We start from the raw sequence: 17,139 nt of genomic DNA, 5'->3' as shown, positions 1-17,139 counted from the left end.
GTGTCGGACGAATTCCGGAAGAACCTGCTGGGCCCCGAACCCACCCTCCTGCCCGCCGAGACCGAGGTCACTGCGGGCCTGGAGGCCGGGCACGAGGCCCTGGACCTGGTGGAGAAGCACCCGACGTCCTCGCTGCTCTGGGCCGTGCTGGCCGAGGAAGCGTGGAAAGAGGGCCGGACCATCGATTCCTACGCGTACTCCCGCGTCGGCTACCACCGCGGCCTGGACGCCCTCCGGCGCAACGGCTGGCGCGGCGCCGGCCCGATCCCGTGGGAGCACGAGCCGAACCAGGGCTTCCTGCGGGCGCTGTACTCGCTGGGCCGGGCCTCCGCCGCGATCGGTGAGGCCGAGGAGCCGGAGCGGATCGAGAAGTTCCTGGCCGAGTCCGATCCCACGGCCAAGGCCGCCATCGAGGCGCGAGGCTGACCCAGCGCCGCCCCGGGTGACCCGGGACCAGACGACGACGGCGGGTGCCCACCGAAAGGTGGACACCCGCCGTCGCGGTTTAAGCTGGGCCCACGCCCGCAGGGTTCCCTGGCCGAGCTTGCGAGGTTAGGGAGCGGGTGGGGACGATCAGGCCTTCGCCAGGCCGGTGCGGGCCATCGCGTCCGCGTAGGCAACGCGCATGTCCTCGAGGTACTGCTCCTGCCGTGCAGGGGTGCCGGCGAAGGCGCGGCCGCTGAGCGAGCGGACCTTGTAGGTCTTCAGGCCGCGGCGCCAGATCATCGGCACCTCGGTCTTCAGCAGCAGGTTGGCCAGCCGGTTGGCCTCGGTGCCGTGGGCGACGATCACGGAGGCGCGGGGGACCAGGGCCAGGAACTTCAGCAGCGGCTTGAGTCCGGCGGCGATCTGGTCCGGGGTGAATTTGCCGTTGGGCTCGCCCTCGACGTGCCACGGGTGGACATTCCACGGCATCACAAACTCGGGGCGCAGGCCCAGCTTCCAATGGATGCCCAGCAGGCGGGTGGCGGCGTCGGAATCGCCGGCGGTGATGAACCCGGACGGGTCCGCGGTGCCGATGTTGGAGAACAGGCTCACGATGCGGCATTCGTCCACGTCGTGGGCGGGATCGACGTAGGGGACGGTGGTGCCGGCCTTGGCGGTCTGGAGGGCGTCGCACAGCTCGTTGACAGGGGCGACATTGGCCTCGTAGCGGCGGTTAAAGAGCTGTTCGCGGAAATTTTCAGTGGCCAGGGCTGTCATGTGGTGCTGGGTCTCCTGCGGGATTGGTAACGCCGCCAGACCGGCCGCGGGCGCGCCAAAGGAAGGCGCGCCGCGGCCGGTGTGGTGTGGAAATGTGGTGTGGGCCGAAAACCTGTCCGGCCGTTACCAGTCTACCAAGATCCCGTCGGCCGGCCGCCGGTCACCAAAGTCGCTTGGTGGCCCGCCGTGCTCCCTCGCCCAGCGCCTCAAGCTTGGCGAAGGCAATCTGCGGGTGGACGCGGCCGCCGAGGCCACAGTCCGTGGAGGCGATGACGTTCTCCCGGCCCACCAGTTCGGCGAACCGCACGATCCGGTCCGCCACCAGGTCCGGGTGCTCGACGACGTTGGTGGCGTGCGAGACGACGCCGGGGATGATCGACTTGCCCTCGGGAAGCTTGGTGTCCTCCCAGACCCGCCACTCGTGCTCGTGCCGGACATTGGCAGCCTCGAAGGAGTATGCGCCGGCGTTGACCTGCAGCACCGAGCCGATGATGTCCTGGAACGGGATGTCCGTGGTGTGCGGGCCGTGCCAGGAACCCCAGCAGACGTGCAGCCGGACCTGCTCCTGCGGGAGGTCCCGGAGCGCCCAGTTGGTGGCCTCCACCCGGAGCTGGATGAACTTCAGGTAGTCCTCCAGGCTGGGCTCGGGGTTGATCTGGTCCCAGCTCTCGGCCAGCGACGGGTCGTCCAGCTGGACGGTCAGGCCGGCGTCGATGATGGCCTTGTACTCCTCGCGCATGGCGTCCGCGCAGGCGTAGAGCAGTTCCTCGTCGCTCTGGTAGTACTCGTTGGCCACCCGGGCGCAGGACCCGGGGGAGAGGGAGGCGACGAAGCCCTCCGTCAGGCCTGCCGCGGCGAGGCCGGTCTTGAGGTTGGCGACGTCGGAGGCCACCAGGTCCTGGCCCGTGTAGGTCAGTGGACCGGCAATCTTGGGCTGGGTGACCGACTTGCGGTGCGAGAGGATGCCCGAGGACGGGTCGTTGTAGGCCTCGTTGAACTTCTGCCGGTCCCGGCGGTCCGGGAAAGACGTCAGGACGATGTGGCCCGGTGAGGAGCGGTGCACCTGGGCGTCGGCCCAGCGGTCCACATTGGTCGGTTCCAGGCCGCCGAGGCGCGAGAAGGAGTAGTTCCACCAGGCGCCGTAGTCCACGGAACTGGACATGGTGTGGCCGTATTCACCGTCGTTGGCGATGTCGATGCCCAGATCGCTCTGGCGCTGCACCACGTCCTTGACCGAGGTTTCCAGCAGGTCCAGGAACTCGGGGGTAATCCCGTCCTTTTCCTTGGCCTCGTTCGCGGCGATCAGCTCCGGGGTGCGGGGCAAGGACCCGGCGTGGGTGACGCGGATGTGGTCGGTGTTCTGGGCGGAGGTAGGGGTCATGGCTCGGTTTCCTTTCCATCGGTCCTGGCGGTAGCACCGTGGCCGGCCGCGGCAGCCGCCCTGGGGGCGGTCCGGGTCCGGCGGGGTTGCTGCGGCGTCAACGGTCCAGGTCCCTCGGCCGCTCGGGATGGTCACTCCCACTACATTCCACCCGTGCTCCGCCCGCAAGTCATGCCCATAATGTGTCACGGGCCCGTGGTGGCGGCCGAAAACGCGCCGCCGGCTCCGTCGTCGGCTAAACTTGGGTGGTAAGAGCCCCTGACTGCCCGCAGCGGTAGAGTCGGGGCATTCTCATGAACGGTGCCGGACTGCGGAACCACCTGGTGGACCGAAGCACGGCCCGAACGAATGGGGGAGGATCCCATGCCAGCAATCGTGATCGTCGGAGCCCAGTGGGGCGACGAGGGCAAAGGTAAAGCCACCGACCTGCTCGGCGGCCGCGTCGACTACGTCGTCAAGCCCAACGGCGGCAACAACGCCGGCCATACCGTCGTCGTAGGCGGTGAGAAGTACGAGCTGAAGCTCCTTCCTGCCGGCATCCTCAGCCCCAACGCCATCCCGGTGATCGGCAACGGCTGCGTGGTGAACCTCGAGGCGCTGTTCCAGGAGATCGACGGGCTCGAGGCCCGCGGCGCGGACACGTCCCGGCTGCGCGTCTCCGCCAACGCCCACCTCGTGGCGCCCTATCACCAGGTGCTGGACAAGGTCACCGAGCGGTTCCTCGGCAGCCGCGCCATCGGCACTACCGGCCGCGGCATCGGCCCGGCCTACATGGACAAGGTGGCCCGCCTCGGCATCCGCGTCCAGGACGTCTTCGACGAGTCCATCCTGCGCCAGAAGGTCGAGGGCTCGCTGCGGCAGAAGAACGAACTGCTGGTCAAGGTCTACAACCGCCGCGACATCGAGGTGGACGAGATCGTGGACTACTTCCTCTCCTTCGCCGAGCGCCTCCGCCCCTTGGTCGTGGACAGCACCTTCCTGCTGAACACGGCGCTGGATGAGGGGAAGGTGGTCCTCATGGAGGGCGGCCAGGCCACGTTCCTCGACGTCGACCACGGCACCTACCCGTTCGTGACCTCCTCCAACCCGACCGCCGGCGGCGCGTCCGTGGGCTCGGGCATCGGCCCCACCCGGATTTCCCGCTCGATCGGCATCATCAAGGCGTACACCACGCGCGTCGGCGCCGGACCGTTCCCCACCGAGCTGTTCGACGAGATGGGCGTCTACCTGCAGAAGACCGGCGGTGAGTTCGGCGTCAACACCGGCCGCCCGCGCCGCTGCGGCTGGTACGACGCCGTGCTGGCCCGGCACGCTTCCCGCGTCAATGGCTTCACCGACTACTTCGTCACCAAGCTGGATGTGCTGACCGGCATCGAGCAGATCCCGGTCTGCGTGGCCTACGACGTCGACGGCGTCCGGCACGATGAGATGCCGATGACCCAGACCGAGTTCCACCACGCGAAGCCGATCTTCGAGTACTTCGACGGCTGGACCGAGGACATCACCGGCGCCCGCACCCTGGACGACCTGCCGGAGAACGCCCGCAACTACGTGCTGGCGCTCGAGAAGCTCTCCGGCACCCGGTTCTCCGCGATCGGCGTCGGCCCGGACCGCGACCAGACGATCGTGGTCAACGATCTGATCAACGACTGACCTGATTAAGGGCTAACGCCCTTCGAGCGCCCGACGGCGGCGTCCCACCCGGAACGGTGGGGCGCCGCCGTCGCCGTTTAACCCCGGGGCAACCCCGGGCAAGCCCCGGACAACCCCAGAAAAATCGCGGCAATCCGCGGCGGAACGGTCCTGGGAAAAAGAAACAAAGGAATTTTCCGGATCCGCGTAACCTTTTCGGCCCTCCCGGCGATTACCCCTATGTAAGCGCCGCATGGGACCTGGACCCCAACCACGTTCCGCGGCGCGGCCGCGAAGCTACCGCACGGCACCCGCCCCCATCGGGCGCCGCGGGCTTCGCCGGAAGGATCCGACGGGCACCTGCCCCCATCAGGTACCGACGGGATCCCAACTGTAAGAGCCGGCGGGCGCCCGCCCCCATCGGGCGCCGCCGGCCCTCCACAACCAAAGGATGTAATTTTCATGAAGAGTGTTAGCAAGACCACCAAGATTGCTGTCGGCGCCGCCATTCTCGCGGTCGGAGGCTTCTCCGGAATCGGCCTGGCCAACGCGGCCCAGGTCTCGAACACCCAGCAGGCTGAAGTGAGCAACGCTACGCCCGCCACCCCGGCCGTTCCGGCGACCCCGTCGCTGCCCGCCGTTCCGGCTACCCCGGCCGTTCCGGCTGTGCCGTCCGCCCCCGCCGTTGACGGTGCCGCCAAGGGCGACGCCTCCGTCAAGGGTGCCGACGAGTCCGCCGAGGGCTCCGTCTCCGCCGACAAGGACGGCGTGACCGTCGACGGCGCCGCCAACGCCAAGGGCGCCGCAGAGGCCCAGGCCCACGCCGGCGTCACCGTGGCCACCCCGGCCGTCCCGGGTGCCAAGGACCTCCCGGCTACCCCGGCCGTCCCGGCCGTCCCGTCGGTGGATGTCCCGCAGGTGAAGAAGTAAGCACTGCCCATCTCCTTTCGGAGGTGACGGGGTGCGGCCGCTAAGATCTTGGGGGCCGCACCCCACAGCAGTAAACGGAAGGAAAGCCTCTTGGCAGACCAGCTGAGCGATGACGAACTGTCAGCCGCCTTGGCTGGCGACCCGTCAGGATTCAGCGCCGTTTACACCGTGATGTCCCCGGCAGTGCTGGGCTACTTCCGGGCCAAGGGCGTCGACGACGCCGAGGCCCTCACCCAGGACGTGTTCGTGGACATCCTGCCCCGGCTCGGCGGCGTCACCGGCGGCCACAAGGGGCTGCGGACCTTTATCTTCTCCGTGGCCCACGCCCGGCTGGTGGACCACTACCGCCGCTCGGAACGGGCCCCGCACCACACCCCTTACGACCCCCTGACGGATGACCGGCACACGGTCTCCGCGGAGGACGAGGCACTCGGCTCCCTCGGGGGCCTGACCCACACACTCTCCCTGCTCAACGAGGAGCAACGGGAAGTCCTGGTCCTGCGGATCGTCGCGGACCTCGCCATCGACGAGGTGGCCAGCATCATGGGCAAGAGCCCGGGTGCCATCAAACAGCTTCAGCGGCGCGGGCTCAGTGCCCTGCGCGAACTGGTAACAGAAAAGGACCACGCAGCATCATGACCGGCACCCGCAAACCCCAGCAGGATGGCAGCATCCAGGCGGTGCTCCGTGATGCCGGCCTTGAATCTGCCGCCGAACTCCGCGGCGCCCTGGAAAACCTTCAGGCCCTGGTCCCGGACCAGGCCCCCGCCCCGCGGGCCGACCTCGCGGCCCTGCTCGCCGCCGGTGCCCCCGCAGCAGCCGCCTCTTCCGAAGAAACCAACGACTCAGTCGAGGAGCCCCCGCTTCCCGCGGGCGTCACCAGCCTGGCCGCGCACCGCCGCAGCCGCGGAAACCGGCGCCGGATGGCATTGGTGGGCGGCGCCGTCGTCGGCGCCATGACCCTCGGCGCGGGTGCCGTGGCCGCCGCCAGCCAGGACTTCCGCGACAGCGTCGGCCACACCGTGGGCAGTATTTTCCAGCCCGCCGGCAACGCCCCGGCCCCCGCTCCGTCCTCGGTCCGCCCGTCGCCGTCGGATCTGCCGGCGCTTCCGGCACCGGCCCCCGCGCCGGCCGGCACGGTCACGGCACCGACCCTGCAGGCAACGGCTCCGGGCGCGGTCCCCGAACCGGTCCGGCCCAGCACTTCGGCCACGCAGCCGGGTTTGGGCCGCGACGTCGGCCGGACCGGCGTCCTGCCGACCCCGCCGCAGCGGCCGGTCACCCCGGTGATCCCCGGCGCTGACGGCCGGGGCATCCCGGTCAGCCCGCTGCCCACCGTCCCGGCCATCCCCGAGGTTCCGGACGGGACGGGGCAGCGCTGATCCCGGCTTAGGCCAGGACCTGCCGCTTCGAGGAGATGACGCCGGTGTCGAAGCCGGCCAGGTGCAGGCCGCCGTGGAAACGGGCGTGCTCGATCTTCACGCACCGGTCCATCACCACGTTCAGCCCGGCCGCCTCGGCCTCCTTGGCCACGTCCTCATGCCAGGACCCCAGCTGCAGCCAGAGCGTCTTGGCGCCGGCGGCGATCGCCTCGTCCAGCACGCCCGGCAGGTCATCGTGCTTGCGAAACACATCCACAATGTCCGGGCTCTCCGGCAGGTCCGCCAGCGACGCGTAGCTCGGCTGGCCCAGGATCTCCTTCACCACCGGGTTCACGAAGTAGACCTTGTACCGGGTGGAGGACTGCAGGTACGTCGCCACGAAGTAGCTGGCCCGGGACGGCTTGTCCGAGGCGCCCACAATCGCGATGGACTTCGCCTGCCGGAGCAGGTTCAGCCGCTCCGGCGCGGACGGTCCGGTCCAGGTGCGGGTTTCTTCAGTCATCAGTTCGCTCCAATCGCGCACGCTTCGGCGGGCAGTTCTTCCGAGGCAGCGGATGCACCGTCGGCCGGGGCCTCGGACGCCGCGGCCAGGGCCTGGTCCAGGTCCCAGAGGATGTCCTCGATGTCTTCCAGGCCCACCGAGATCCGGATCAGGTCCTCCGGTACGCCCGCGGATTCGAGCTGCTCCGGGCTGAGCTGCTGGTGGGTGGTGGAGCCCGGGTGGATGACAAGGGTCCGGGAGTCGCCCACGTTGGCCAGGTGCGAGGCCAGTTGCAGGGACTCGATGAACTTCTGCCCCGCGGCGCGGCCGCCCTTGACGCCGAAGGAAAACACGGACCCCGGGCCGAGCGGCAGGTAGGTGCGGGCCCGTTCGAAGTGCGGGTGGGAGGGCAGGCCGGAGTAGTTCACGTACGCCACCCGCTCGTCGGCTTCGAGCCATTCGGCCACGGCCTGGGCGTTCTTCAGGTGCTCGTCCAGCCGCTGCGGCAGCGTCTCGATGCCCTGCAGCAGCTGGAACGCGGACTGCGGTGACAGGGCCGGGCCGATGTCCCGCAGCTGCTCGCAGCGCAGCTTGGTGAGGAACCCGTACTCGCCGAAGTTCCCCCACCAGGAGACGTTGCCGTAGGAGGCCACCGGCTCGGTCATGGTGGGGAACTTGCCGTTGCCCCAGTTGAAGCGGCCGCTTTCGACGACGACGCCGCCCAGGGTGGTGCCGTGCCCGCCCAGGAACTTGGTGGCGGAGTGGATCACGATGTCCGCGCCGTGCTCGATCGGGCGCACCAGGTACGGGGTGCTCAGGGTGGCGTCGACGACGAGCGGAATGCCGGCGTCGTGCGCCACCTTCGCCAGCCCGGCGAGGTCCTGGACCTCGGAGGAGGGGTTGGCGACGACCTCGACGAAGATCGCCTTGGTGTTCTCCCGGATGGCCGCGGCGTAGTCCGCCGGGTCCGTGCCGGGGACGAAGGTGGTGTCCACGCCGAAGCGGCGGAGCGTGACGTCCAGCTGGGTCACGGTGCCGCCGTAGAGCTGGGAGGAGGCCACGAGGTGGTCCCCGGCCTGGGTGAGCGCGGCGAAGGTGACGAACTCCGCGGCCATGCCCGAGGACGTGGCGACGGCGCCGATGCCGCCCTCCAGGGAGGCGACGCGCTCCTCGAACGCGGCCACCGTGGGGTTGCCGATCCGGGAGTAGATGTTGCCGTACTTCTGCAGGGCGAAGAGGTTGGCCGCGTCCTGGGTGTCCTTGAAGACAAAGGACGTGGTCTGGTAGATCGGCACGGCCCGGGCGCCGTGTTCGGCGTCGGGAGTGCCGCCGGCGTGCAGGGCGCGGGTGCGGAATCCGAAGGTACGGTCGGCCATTACGCGTTCACCTCAGTCTTGGTGGCAGGGGTGGAAAGTTCGGTGCCGTGCTTGCGGGCCAGGTCGGCCTCGAGCTCGCGCACGATCGGCAGGATGTCCTTGCCGAACGCGGCCACCTCCTCCTGGAAGTGCAGGTAGCAGGTCAGGAGCAGGTTCACCCCGATCTTCTTGTACTCGACGATCCGTTCCGCGATCTGCTCGGGGGTGCCGATCAGCTGGGTCTTGAAGCCGTCGTTGTACTGGATCAGGTCCTCGAAGCTGGAGTCGGCCCACATGCCCTTGCCGTCCCTGGTGGACGCCCCTGCCTCCTGGACGGCGTCGCGGAAACCCTCGACGGCGGGCTTGTGCGCCTTGGCGACGATCTCGCGGAGGGTCTCGCGTGCCTCCTTCTCGGAATCGCGGGCGATCACGAAGCCGTTCAGGCCAAACCGCGGGAAACCGAGGGCGCCGCCGGTCCCGCGCCTGGTTTCGCCGGCCGCGGCGACGACGCCGGCGATGTTCTCCTTGAAGCCGTCCAGGTCCTTGCCATTGGAGAAGTACCAGTCCGCCACGCGGCCGGCCGTGGCCTGTGCCGCGGTGGAGTTGCCGCCGAAGAAGATTTCCGGGTGCGCGCGGCCGGGGACGTCCACGGGGGCGGGCTGCAGGGTGAAATCGGTGATGTTGTAGTACTTGCCGGCCTGGCTGAAGTTCTTCTCGGTCAGCAGGCCGCGGAGCACCCGGATGAACTCCTCGGTGCGGACGTAGCGCTCGTCGTGCTCCAGCCACTCGAGGCCGAAGTTCTCGAACTCGGCCTTGAGCCAGCCGGAGACGATGTTCACGGCGGCGCGGCCGTTGGAGATGTGGTCCGCGGTGATCAGGTATTTCGCCAGCACGCCGGGATGCCACATGCCGGGGTGGACGGCGGCGATCACCTTCAGCCGCTCGGTCGCGGCCAGCAGGCCCAAGCTGAACGAGGTGGCCTCGTGCTGCTTGTCCGCGCCGTAGGAGGCGGCGTAGCGGGTCTGCGTCAGGGCGTACTCGAAACCGGAATCCTCGGCGATGCGGGCAAGCTTCTTGTTGTAGTCGAAGTCCCAGCCGGTGCGCTGTTCGATGGTGGAGACCACCAGGCCACCGGAGACGTTGGGGACCCAGTAGGCGAACTTGAGCGGTTCGGAGAGACGGGCGACGGTGCTGTTCTCGGTCATGGCGTTCCTTACTTCCGGGAGGGTTCTGTGCTGCGTTCGCGGAGGGCCTGCTGGATGCCGGCGATCGAGGGCTCGTTCTGCAGCGACGTGGTGTCGCCGAGTTCGGTGCCCTCGAACAGCTGGGTCAGCAGCCGCCGCATGATCTTGCCGCTGCGGGTCTTCGGTACGTCCGGGACCACGACGACGTCGCGCGGCTTCGCGATCGGCCCGATCGCCTTCGCGACGTGGTTGCGCAGTTCCTCGGTGGACGGGGCCCGGCCGGCGTCGCCGCCCTTGGGGACGACGAACGCGACCACCGCGTGGCCGGTTTTGGCGTCGGGGACCGGGCAGACGCCGGCCTCCACCACGTCCGGGTGCGAGACCAGTGCCGATTCGATCTCGATGGTGGAGAGCAGGTGCCCGGAGACGTTGAGGGTGTCATCCACCCTGCCCAGGATCCAGATGTCGCCGTCGTCGTCGTATTTGGCGCCGTCGCCGGCGAGGAACCAGCCCTGTTCCGCGTACTGGCGCCAGTAGGAGTCGTAGTAGCGCCGCGGGTTGCCCCAGACGGTGCGGGCGATCGCCGGGGCGGGGGCGTCCACCACAATGAAGCCCTGCACCCCGGGCGGGACCGGGGCCCCGGCCTCGTCCACGATCCGGGCGCCGACGCCGGGCAGCGGCCGGGCGGCGCAACCGGGCTTGAACGCGGTGTCGGTCGGGGCGGGGGAGAGGATGGTGGCGCCGGTCTCGGACTGCCACCAGGTATCCACCACCGGCGCGGTGCCGGCTCCCACGTTGTCCCGGAACCAGCGCCAGGCCTCCGGGTTCACGGCCTCGCCCACGGTGCCGAGCAGCCGGATGGAGGACAGGTCGAACGAGGCGGGGATGCCATCCGGGAACCAGCCCATCAGCGAGCGCACCAGGGTGGGGGCGGTGTAGTACTGCGTGACGCCGTAGCGTTCGATGATCTCGAAGTGCCGGCCCGGGTGCGGGGTGTTTGGCGTGCCCTCGAAGATCACCTGCGTGGCGCCGTTGGAGAGCGGGCCGTACAGCTCGTAGGTGTGCGCGGTGACCCAGGCGAGGTCCGCGGTGCACCAGTGGACGTCCCGGTCCCGGAGCGCCGGGTCCGGGTTGCTGAAGAGGTGCTCGAAGCTCCACGACGCCTGGGTCAGATAGCCGCCGGAGGTGTGGACCAGGCCCTTGGGCTTCCCGGTGGTGCCGGAGGTGTACATGATGAACAGCGGCGTCTCGGCGTCGAACGCCTCGGCGACGTGGACGTCGGAGGCGCGCCCGACGGCGTCGTGCCACCACACGTCCCGGCCCGGGACCATCGGGACGGTGCCCAGGTCCTCCGGCGCGGTGGTCCGGTTGACCACCAGGACGTGTTCGACGGCGTTGTCCCCGGCGACGGCGGCGTCTGCATTGGCCTTCACCGGCACCGCGGCGCCGCGGCGGAACTGCCCGTCCGTGGTGACCAGCAGCTTCGCGCCGGTGTCCTCCACCCGGAACTTCAGCGCGTCGGCGGAGAACCCGCCGAACACCAGGGAGTGGATGGCGCCGATGCGGGCCACGGCCAGGGTGATGATGACCGTTTCGGGGATCACCGGGAGGTAGATGACCACGCGGTCGCCCTTGGTGATGCCGAGGTCCAGCAGGGCGTTGGCGGCCCGGGATACCTCGCGTTGCAGGTCCGCGTAGGTGAGGGTGCGCCGGTCGCCGGGTTCGCCCTCGAAGTACAGCGCCACTGTGTCACCGCGTCCCGCCGCTACATGGCGGTCGACGCAGTTGTAGGCGACGTTGAGCTTCCCGCCCTCGAACCAGCTGATCTGCGGACCGGTTCCGGCCGCCGGGTCCGCGGGGACGCGGCGGTGCGTGGTGTGCCAGGGCAGTCCCGCACCGGCGGACCCGGCGGGTTCCCAGTCGAGGCGCAGCGCGGCCTGTTCCCAGAATGCGATGCGTTCGGCCTCGGTCAACGGAGCCTGTGTCTGTGGTGCCACGGTGCCTTGGCCCAGGGTCTGGGGGCCCGGGGTCTGCGCCGTGGTCTCTGCTGCCGTTACGCCCACCGGTTCACCGCCCATTTCTCCGCCAGGCCGAGCAGCGCGTCGGTGATCTTGCCGATCACGGCCAGCAGCACGATGGCCAGGAGCAGCCGGTCCGTGCGGCCGTTGTTCTGCGAGTCGGTCAGCAGGAAGCCCAGGCCCATCGAGGAGGCGATCAGCTCGGCCGCCACGAGGAACAGCCACGCCTGGGCCAGGGCCAGCCGCAGCCCGGAAAACACGGCGGGCACGACGGCGGGCAGCTGCACGGTGGTCAGCAGCTTCACGCCCTTGAGCCCGAAGGCGCGGGCGGCTTCCACCAGGTTCCGGTCCACGTGGCGCAGGGCCAGCGAAACGGTGGTGAAGACGGGGAAGAACGCGCCGATCATGATCAGAGTGACCTTGGAATCCTCGCCGATCTTCATCCAGAGGATCAGCAGCGGCACCCAGGCCAGGGACGGGACGGCCCGCAGCGCGCCGATGGTGGGGCCCAGCAGGGCGTCCGCCACGCGGGAGAGCCCCACCAGGGAGCCGAGGAGCAGGCCCAGGGCGGCGCCGGCGGCGAAGCCGATCAGCACCCGCTGGGTGGAGATGGCGACGTGCAGGCCCAGCTGCCCGCGGCGGAGCAGGTCGAGGCCGGCGTCGAGCACCATGGCCGGCGGCGGGAGCTGGACCACGCTGAAGACTCCCGCGGCGGTGGACAGCTGCCAGGCCGCCAGCACCGCCGCGGGGACCAGCAGTCCAAGGAGCAGACGCGCCCAGCCGCGGGCCAGGAACCCGGCGGGGGACCATCCGTTCGCCGGGGTGCCGTGTCCTCCCGTGACGGGGGAGGCCGGCCGGGCGGCGTCTGCCGGAGCTGCGGGGGCGGCTGCAGCGCGCCCGTCCGCAACGGTGGTGCCGGTGAAGGGGGAATCTCCGAGGCTGGCCATCAGGAGTCCTTGATGGCGGAGGCGTCCGCCTTCTTCACCAGCGAGTCATCGAGAAGCGAGCCGACGGCGTCGTCGATCTGCTTCTGGCTCGCCACGTCCCCGGTCTCCACGAAGGTGGGACCGATCTTCGCGAGGACCGTGCGCTGGGCTTCGCCCGGCGCCGGGTTGACGTTGAGGTTGCTGCGCTGCAGCACCACGGTCTTGGCCACGGCCAGGTCCAGGCCGGCGGCCTCGGCCAGGATCTGCGCGGTCTCGTCCGGGTTCGCGGCCGCCCAGGCGCGGGCCTTCTCGTAGGCGTTCACCACGGTCTGCGCCTGCTGCGGCCGGTCCTTGAGGAAGGACTCGGTGGCGTTGAGGAAGCCGTAGGTGTTGAACGAGAGGTTCCGGTAGAAGAGCTTGGCGCCCTTCTGCTCGGCGCCGGCCATGATCGGGTCCAGCCCGGACCAGGCGTCCACGGATCCGTTCTCCAGGGCGGTGCGGCCGTCCGCGTGCTGCAGGTTCTGCACGGTGACGTCCTTGGGCGAGAGGCCGGCCTCGGACAGCGCCTGCAGCAGGAAGAAGTACGGGTCCGTGCCCTTGGTGGCCGCGACCGACTTGCCCTTCAGGTCCGCCACCGTGCTGATGCCGGAGCCGGGCTTGGTGACCAGGGCGGCCCATTCGGGCTGGGAGAAGATGTCGATGGTCTTGATCGGGGAGCCGTTGGCCTTGGCCAGGAGCGCGGCCGAACCGGCGGTGGAGCCGACGTCCACCGCGCCGGAACGGAGTGCCTCGTTGGCCTTGTTGGAGCCGGCCGACTGGACCCACTTGACGGTGACGCCCTGGTCCTTAAGGGCGGCCTCCAGCCAGCCCTTCTTCTTGATCACCAGGCTCAGCGGGTTGTAGGTGGCGAAGTCGATGGTCAGCGTGCCGCCGCCGTTGCCGCCGGCGGCCGCGGCGGCTGCGGGCTGGCTGCCGGAGCCTTCCCCGGCGACGCACCCGGTGAGGGCCAGGGCCGCGGAGGCGGCGACGGCGGTGAGGACGAAACGGCGGGACGTGGTGCGGGTGGGAGCCATGGGAGTTCCTTTACGGGCGGTGCGAGCGATGCGAAAGAGACAGGAGAGTGATGCAGGTGGCCGCCGGCGCGGGGAGCGGACGGCTCGGCCGGTCCGGTGCCGGGGTACCGGCGGCGCTGCCTGCTGGAAGCGGACGGACCGTTCAGGCCGTGACCGGGGCGGCGGGGCGGGGCCGTTAGTGGCCGTCGACGCCGAGGCTGGCCAGGAGCGAGGTGCGCATTCGGGCCAGGTCGGCCGAGGCGCGGTCCCGGGGCCGTCCGCCGGGAACGGTGAGGGTGCGCACGATCGTGGCGCCGGCCGGGGACGATTCGGTGTCCTCCCGGCCGAGGACGATGATGCGGTCCGCCAGCTGCAGGGCCTCGTCGACGTCGTGCGTCACCAGCAGCACCGTGGTGGGTTCGGCGCGGTGGACCTCCAGGAGCAGGTCCTGCATCTTGATCCGGGTCAGTGCGTCGAGGGCGCCGAAGGGCTCGTCGAGGAGCAGCACGCCGGGGTTCCGGGCCAGGGCCCGGGCCAGCGACGCGCGCTGGGCCATGCCGCCGGAGACCTCCCGGGGGCGGTGCTTGGCGAAGTCCTGCAGGCCCACGAGTTCCAGCAGGCGGGCCACCTTGGCCTTGCCGTCGCGGGCGCTGACGCCGGCGGGCAGGCCGATGGCGATGTTCGCCTGGAGCGTGTGCCAGGGCAGCAGCCGCGGCTCCTGGAACGCGAAGGCGCAGCGGTCGTCGACGCCGCGGACCGGCTCGCCGTCGATGGCGACGCTGCCGGAGGTGGCGGCGTCGAGCCCGGCGGCGGCCCGGAGCAGGGTGGACTTGCCGCAGCCGGAGGCGCCCAGGATGGCCAGCACCTCGCCGGGGACGACGTCGAAGCTGACATCCCGGAGGACGGTGTGCGCGGCGGGGCCGGTCCCGAAGGCGCGGCCCAGGCCGCGGAAGGACACCGGAAGGGCGGGGGTGCCGGAGCCAGCCCGGGCGTCGGCCCGGGGCTGGGGCGGGTGCAGGACAGCAGTCATAGGGTTACTCCATCGGTCCTGGCAGTAGCACCCTACGGAAGCAGCCTTTGGCCCGGGTAGTCAGTCCGGACCTTTCCCTCGGCGTGCGTCCTCGTTATCGGCGGGCTCCGGGGTGGAGGTCCGTCGACCAGGGTTGCTGCGGCGTCATCGATCCAGGTCTCTCGGCCGCTCGGGATGGTCACTGTCTACTAAAACCGAACGGCGGATTTTTGCCAAATGGGCGCGTAATATTCGGAAACCTGCGGACGTGCGGCACCTGGTTCGATCAGAAATTCGGCACAGCGCCCGGGGCGGATTTCCCTACTGCGGTGGTGCTGCCGGCGGACGTAGGCTGGCCGCATGAGCCACATGAACGATCCCGCCGTCGTCGAACGCCTCCTGCGCACCAAGGGCCGGTGGGCCATCGTGGGCCTGAGCACCAACCAATGGCGTGCTGCCTACGACACGTCGCTGTTCATCCGCGACCGCCTTGGCATGGACATCATCCCGGTCAACCTGCCCGGCGACGACGTCCACGGGGAGGCCGGCTACCGCTCGCTGGGGGAAATCCCGGCGGAGAAACGGCCCATCGACGTCGTGGATTGCTTCGTGAACTCCGGCCGCGTCGGCGACGTGGTGGACCAGGCGATTGCCGCCGGCGCCGGCGCCGTCTGGCTGCAGCTGGGCGTCATCGACGAGGCCGCGGCCGAACGCGCCAAGGCCGCCGGGCTGGACGTCGTCATGAACGCCTGCCCGGCCAGGGAAGCGCCGCTCCTGGGCCTCTAACCGGAACTGATGGGAGCTTTACGGCGTGTGACGCGCCGCTTTCACCTCGGCCGGGCGTGTGCCAGATTCGTGGGGTAACCATCCCGAGCGGCTGAGAGACCTGGCTCCGTGACGCCGCAGCAACCCCCTCGATGAGGACGGTGCTACCGCCAGGACCGATGGAGAACCACTGTTCCACGGACCCGAGAGGCCGCGCTTTGTGCTGCCCCGGCGCCGGGGGATGAGGCTTTCCTCGGGCGAGCCCCGGAGGAATCATGAACACCACAACGACGGCAGCGCCGGCCCGGATCGCGGGCGGTCCGCTGTGATCGAGATCCAGAACGTCAGCACCTCGTTCCCATCGAAGGACGGCCGGTTCACCGCCGTCGACGACGTCACCCTCACCGTGGAGCGCGGCCGGATCCAGGGCATCATCGGGTTCTCCGGCGCCGGCAAATCCACGCTGCTGCGTAACATCAACCTGCTCGAACGCCCCACCTCGGGCCGGGTCCTGGTCGACGGCGTGGACCTGACCGCCCTGAGCGAGCCGGACCTGCGCAGCAGCCGGCACGGAATCGGCATGATCTTCCAGCACTTCAACCTGCTCAATAACCTCACCGCGCAGGAGAACGTGGAGCTCTCACTGAAGTTCGCCGGGGTGGGGCGGACCGAACGCCGGCGCCGGGCGGCGGATGCGCTGGCCATCGTGGACCTCGCGGACAAGGCCGCCAGCTATCCCGCGAAGCTCTCCGGCGGCCAGAAGCAGCGGGTGGCCATCGCCCGGGCGCTGGCCACGGAGCCGAAGGTCCTGCTCTGCGACGAACCGACGTCGGCCGTGGATCCCCGGACCACTGCCTCCGTGCTGCAGTACCTCGCGGACGTCAACGCCAAATTTGGCATCACGATCGTGGTGGTCACGCACGAAATGAACGTCATCAAGGCCATCGCGGACAACGTCGCGGTCATGGAGGACGGCCGGATCGTCGAGCAATTCGACCTGGCCGAGCTCGAACGCCCCGGCTTCCACCCCGCCACCTCGATCGGGCGGTACCTGGTCTCCGACGCCATCGAGCTGAACCGGCCCCACCGGGCAGCCGCACCGGCCGGCCCCGCCCCGAAAGGCCTGATCCATGCTTGAGCGCATCTTCTCGGTCCTGCCCGAAATCGGCGCCGCCATGGGCCAGACCCTGGCCATGCTGCTGGTCGCGATCCCGCTGGCCGTCCTGATCGGCACGCCGCTGGGCGTCTGGCTCTACACGATCGGCCCCGGCGGACTGCGGCACCGGCCCCGGCTCCACCGGGTCCTGGACGGCCTGGTCAACCTGGTCCGATCCTTCCCGTTCCTGATCCTGCTGATCGCCATCATCCCGGTGACCCGCTTCATCGTGGGCACCACCATCGGCACGGCCGCGGTGATCGTCCCGCTGACCATCAACGCCATCCCGTACTTCGCCCGCTTCGTGGAGCAGAACCTCAGCCAGCTCGGCAGCGGGGTGGTGGAGGCCGCCCGTTCGATGGGAGCCAGCCGGTCACAGATCGTCCGGGACGTGCTGCTGGTGGAGGCCCGGCCGGGACTGGTCAGCTCCATCACCATCATGACCGTCAGCTTCATCTCCTACTCGGCGATGGCGGGCTTGGTGGGTGGCGGCGGGATCGGCGACTTCGCCATCCGCTACGGCTACTACCGCTACGAAACCCCGCTGATGATCACCGCGATCATCCTGATGATCCTGCTGGTCACCCTCGTCCAGTTCGGCGGCTCCCGCCTGGCCCGCCGCCTCGACAAGCGCCTCTGACCGCGGCCCCGGCACCCCACTTCGG

General features: G+C 69.7%; 17 protein-coding genes and 1 riboswitch. Of the genes, 8 read left to right on the top strand and 9 right to left on the bottom strand.

All coding sequences use genetic code 11. The features are described 5' to 3' along the window. Positions 1 to 426, top strand: coding sequence for a DUF3151 domain-containing protein (locus tag ABC337_RS06090; protein WP_364136352.1), 426 nt, complete (start codon positions 1 to 3; stop codon positions 424 to 426). 147 nt (positions 427 to 573) lie between these two features. Here the strand turns inward: ABC337_RS06090 and ABC337_RS06085 are convergent, their stop codons facing one another. Then, positions 574 to 1,203: a uracil-DNA glycosylase family protein gene (locus ABC337_RS06085; protein WP_412884737.1), complete on the bottom strand. Its 630-nt coding sequence runs from the start codon at positions 1,201 to 1,203 to the stop codon at positions 574 to 576. Positions 1,204 to 1,363: 160 nt separating this feature from the next. Further along, complete coding sequence (locus ABC337_RS06080) at positions 1,364 to 2,584, bottom strand: cobalamin-independent methionine synthase II family protein (RefSeq protein ID WP_400159678.1); 1,221 nt, start codon at positions 2,582 to 2,584, stop codon at positions 1,364 to 1,366. A 363-nt stretch (positions 2,585 to 2,947) separates the two neighbouring features. Between ABC337_RS06080 and ABC337_RS06075 the strand changes: the two genes are divergently transcribed. From ABC337_RS06075 to ABC337_RS06060, 4 genes are all read left to right on the top strand, one after another. Continuing rightward, positions 2,948 to 4,237, top strand: a complete 1,290-nt coding sequence (locus ABC337_RS06075; RefSeq protein ID WP_364136358.1) for an adenylosuccinate synthase — start codon at positions 2,948 to 2,950, stop codon at positions 4,235 to 4,237. Positions 4,238 to 4,678: 441 nt separating this feature from the next. Further along, a complete protein-coding gene (locus ABC337_RS06070) occupies positions 4,679 to 5,146 on the top strand; it encodes a hypothetical protein (RefSeq protein WP_364136360.1) in 468 nt (155 codons plus the stop codon). 90 nt (positions 5,147 to 5,236) lie between these two features. Continuing rightward, positions 5,237 to 5,785, top strand: a complete 549-nt coding sequence (locus ABC337_RS06065) for an RNA polymerase sigma factor (RefSeq protein WP_364136362.1) — start codon at positions 5,237 to 5,239, stop codon at positions 5,783 to 5,785. Continuing rightward, positions 5,782 to 6,528: a hypothetical protein gene (locus ABC337_RS06060; protein ID WP_412884739.1), complete on the top strand. Its 747-nt coding sequence runs from the start codon at positions 5,782 to 5,784 to the stop codon at positions 6,526 to 6,528. Before ABC337_RS06065 ends, ABC337_RS06060 begins: the two co-directional genes overlap by 4 nt. A gap of 7 nt (positions 6,529 to 6,535) precedes the next feature. Here ABC337_RS06060 and ABC337_RS06055 read toward each other — a convergent pair whose 3' ends face one another. From ABC337_RS06055 to ABC337_RS06025, 7 genes are all read right to left on the bottom strand, one after another. Next, the gene (locus ABC337_RS06055) at positions 6,536 to 7,030 is read right to left on the bottom strand and encodes a CoA-binding protein (RefSeq protein ID WP_290256769.1); all 495 of its coding nucleotides are present in this window, start codon (positions 7,028 to 7,030) and stop codon (positions 6,536 to 6,538) included. After that, positions 7,030 to 8,385 (bottom strand): O-acetylhomoserine aminocarboxypropyltransferase/cysteine synthase family protein, encoded by a 1,356-nt coding sequence (locus ABC337_RS06050; protein ID WP_412884740.1) that lies wholly within the window; start codon positions 8,383 to 8,385, stop codon positions 7,030 to 7,032. Before ABC337_RS06050 ends, ABC337_RS06055 begins: the two co-directional genes overlap by 1 nt. Then, positions 8,385 to 9,569 (bottom strand): dimethylsulfone monooxygenase SfnG, encoded by a 1,185-nt coding sequence (sfnG, locus tag ABC337_RS06045; protein ID WP_412884741.1) that lies wholly within the window; start codon positions 9,567 to 9,569, stop codon positions 8,385 to 8,387. Before sfnG ends, ABC337_RS06050 begins: the two co-directional genes overlap by 1 nt. Positions 9,570 to 9,577: 8 nt before the next feature. Next, on the bottom strand, positions 9,578 to 11,626 hold the full coding sequence (gene acs / locus ABC337_RS06040; RefSeq protein WP_412884742.1) for an acetate--CoA ligase: 2,049 nt from the start codon (positions 11,624 to 11,626) through the stop codon (positions 9,578 to 9,580). Then, positions 11,602 to 12,513 (bottom strand): ABC transporter permease, encoded by a 912-nt coding sequence (locus tag ABC337_RS06035; RefSeq protein ID WP_412884743.1) that lies wholly within the window; start codon positions 12,511 to 12,513, stop codon positions 11,602 to 11,604. The genes acs and ABC337_RS06035 overlap by 25 nt, the downstream gene beginning before the upstream one ends. Next, the gene (locus tag ABC337_RS06030) at positions 12,513 to 13,565 is read right to left on the bottom strand and encodes an aliphatic sulfonate ABC transporter substrate-binding protein (RefSeq protein WP_364136372.1); all 1,053 of its coding nucleotides are present in this window, start codon (positions 13,563 to 13,565) and stop codon (positions 12,513 to 12,515) included. Before ABC337_RS06030 ends, ABC337_RS06035 begins: the two co-directional genes overlap by 1 nt. A gap of 175 nt (positions 13,566 to 13,740) precedes the next feature. After that, a complete protein-coding gene (locus ABC337_RS06025; protein ID WP_412884744.1) occupies positions 13,741 to 14,574 on the bottom strand; it encodes an ABC transporter ATP-binding protein in 834 nt (277 codons plus the stop codon). Positions 14,575 to 14,913: 339 nt separating this feature from the next. Between ABC337_RS06025 and ABC337_RS06020 the strand changes: the two genes are divergently transcribed. The 3 genes from ABC337_RS06020 to ABC337_RS06010 all read left to right on the top strand — a co-directional run bounded on the left by ABC337_RS06020 (position 14,914) and on the right by ABC337_RS06010 (position 17,114). Next, entirely contained in the window at positions 14,914 to 15,339 is a 426-nt protein-coding gene (locus ABC337_RS06020) for a CoA-binding protein (protein WP_412884745.1), read from the top strand. Between the two features lie 75 nt (positions 15,340 to 15,414). Further along, a riboswitch (SAM riboswitch) is annotated at positions 15,415 to 15,504 on the top strand. 139 nt (positions 15,505 to 15,643) lie between these two features. Then, positions 15,644 to 16,456 carry a methionine ABC transporter ATP-binding protein gene (locus tag ABC337_RS06015; RefSeq protein WP_412884746.1) on the top strand — a complete coding sequence of 271 codons (813 nt, stop codon included), beginning with the start codon at positions 15,644 to 15,646 and terminating at the stop codon, positions 16,454 to 16,456. After that, the gene (locus ABC337_RS06010; protein WP_412884747.1) at positions 16,449 to 17,114 is read left to right on the top strand and encodes a methionine ABC transporter permease; all 666 of its coding nucleotides are present in this window, start codon (positions 16,449 to 16,451) and stop codon (positions 17,112 to 17,114) included. The genes ABC337_RS06015 and ABC337_RS06010 overlap by 8 nt, the downstream gene beginning before the upstream one ends. Positions 17,115 to 17,139 lie beyond the last annotated feature (25 nt).

The organism is Arthrobacter phoenicis, assembly GCF_047238215.1.
Taxonomy (GTDB): Bacteria; Actinomycetota; Actinomycetes; order Actinomycetales; family Micrococcaceae; genus Arthrobacter.
Note: the sequence above shows the minus strand (reverse complement) of the source record. Positions and strands in the feature narration are given on the sequence as shown.

Bases quoted from the DNA above. Each gene is read 5' to 3' on its own strand.
- ABC337_RS06020 (WP_412884745.1), top strand. From the start codon at position 14,914: ATGAGCCACATGAACGATCCCGCCGTCGTCGAACGCCTCCTGCGCACC.
- ABC337_RS06025 (WP_412884744.1), bottom strand. From the start codon at position 14,574: ATGACTGCTGTCCTGCACCCGCCCCAGCCCCGGGCCGACGCCCGGGCT.
- ABC337_RS06070 (WP_364136360.1), top strand. From the start codon at position 4,679: ATGAAGAGTGTTAGCAAGACCACCAAGATTGCTGTCGGCGCCGCCATT.
- sfnG (WP_412884741.1), bottom strand. From the start codon at position 9,569: ATGACCGAGAACAGCACCGTCGCCCGTCTCTCCGAACCGCTCAAGTTC.
- ABC337_RS06060 (WP_412884739.1), top strand. From the start codon at position 5,782: ATGACCGGCACCCGCAAACCCCAGCAGGATGGCAGCATCCAGGCGGTG.
- acs (WP_412884742.1), bottom strand. From the start codon at position 11,626: ATGGGCGGTGAACCGGTGGGCGTAACGGCAGCAGAGACCACGGCGCAG.
- ABC337_RS06010 (WP_412884747.1), top strand. From the start codon at position 16,449: ATGCTTGAGCGCATCTTCTCGGTCCTGCCCGAAATCGGCGCCGCCATG.
- ABC337_RS06030 (WP_364136372.1), bottom strand. From the start codon at position 13,565: ATGGCTCCCACCCGCACCACGTCCCGCCGTTTCGTCCTCACCGCCGTC.
- ABC337_RS06050 (WP_412884740.1), bottom strand. From the start codon at position 8,385: ATGGCCGACCGTACCTTCGGATTCCGCACCCGCGCCCTGCACGCCGGC.
- ABC337_RS06055 (WP_290256769.1), bottom strand. From the start codon at position 7,030: ATGACTGAAGAAACCCGCACCTGGACCGGACCGTCCGCGCCGGAGCGG.
- ABC337_RS06075 (WP_364136358.1), top strand. From the start codon at position 2,948: ATGCCAGCAATCGTGATCGTCGGAGCCCAGTGGGGCGACGAGGGCAAA.
- ABC337_RS06085 (WP_412884737.1), bottom strand. From the start codon at position 1,203: ATGACAGCCCTGGCCACTGAAAATTTCCGCGAACAGCTCTTTAACCGC.
- ABC337_RS06035 (WP_412884743.1), bottom strand. From the start codon at position 12,513: ATGGCCAGCCTCGGAGATTCCCCCTTCACCGGCACCACCGTTGCGGAC.
- ABC337_RS06080 (WP_400159678.1), bottom strand. From the start codon at position 2,584: ATGACCCCTACCTCCGCCCAGAACACCGACCACATCCGCGTCACCCAC.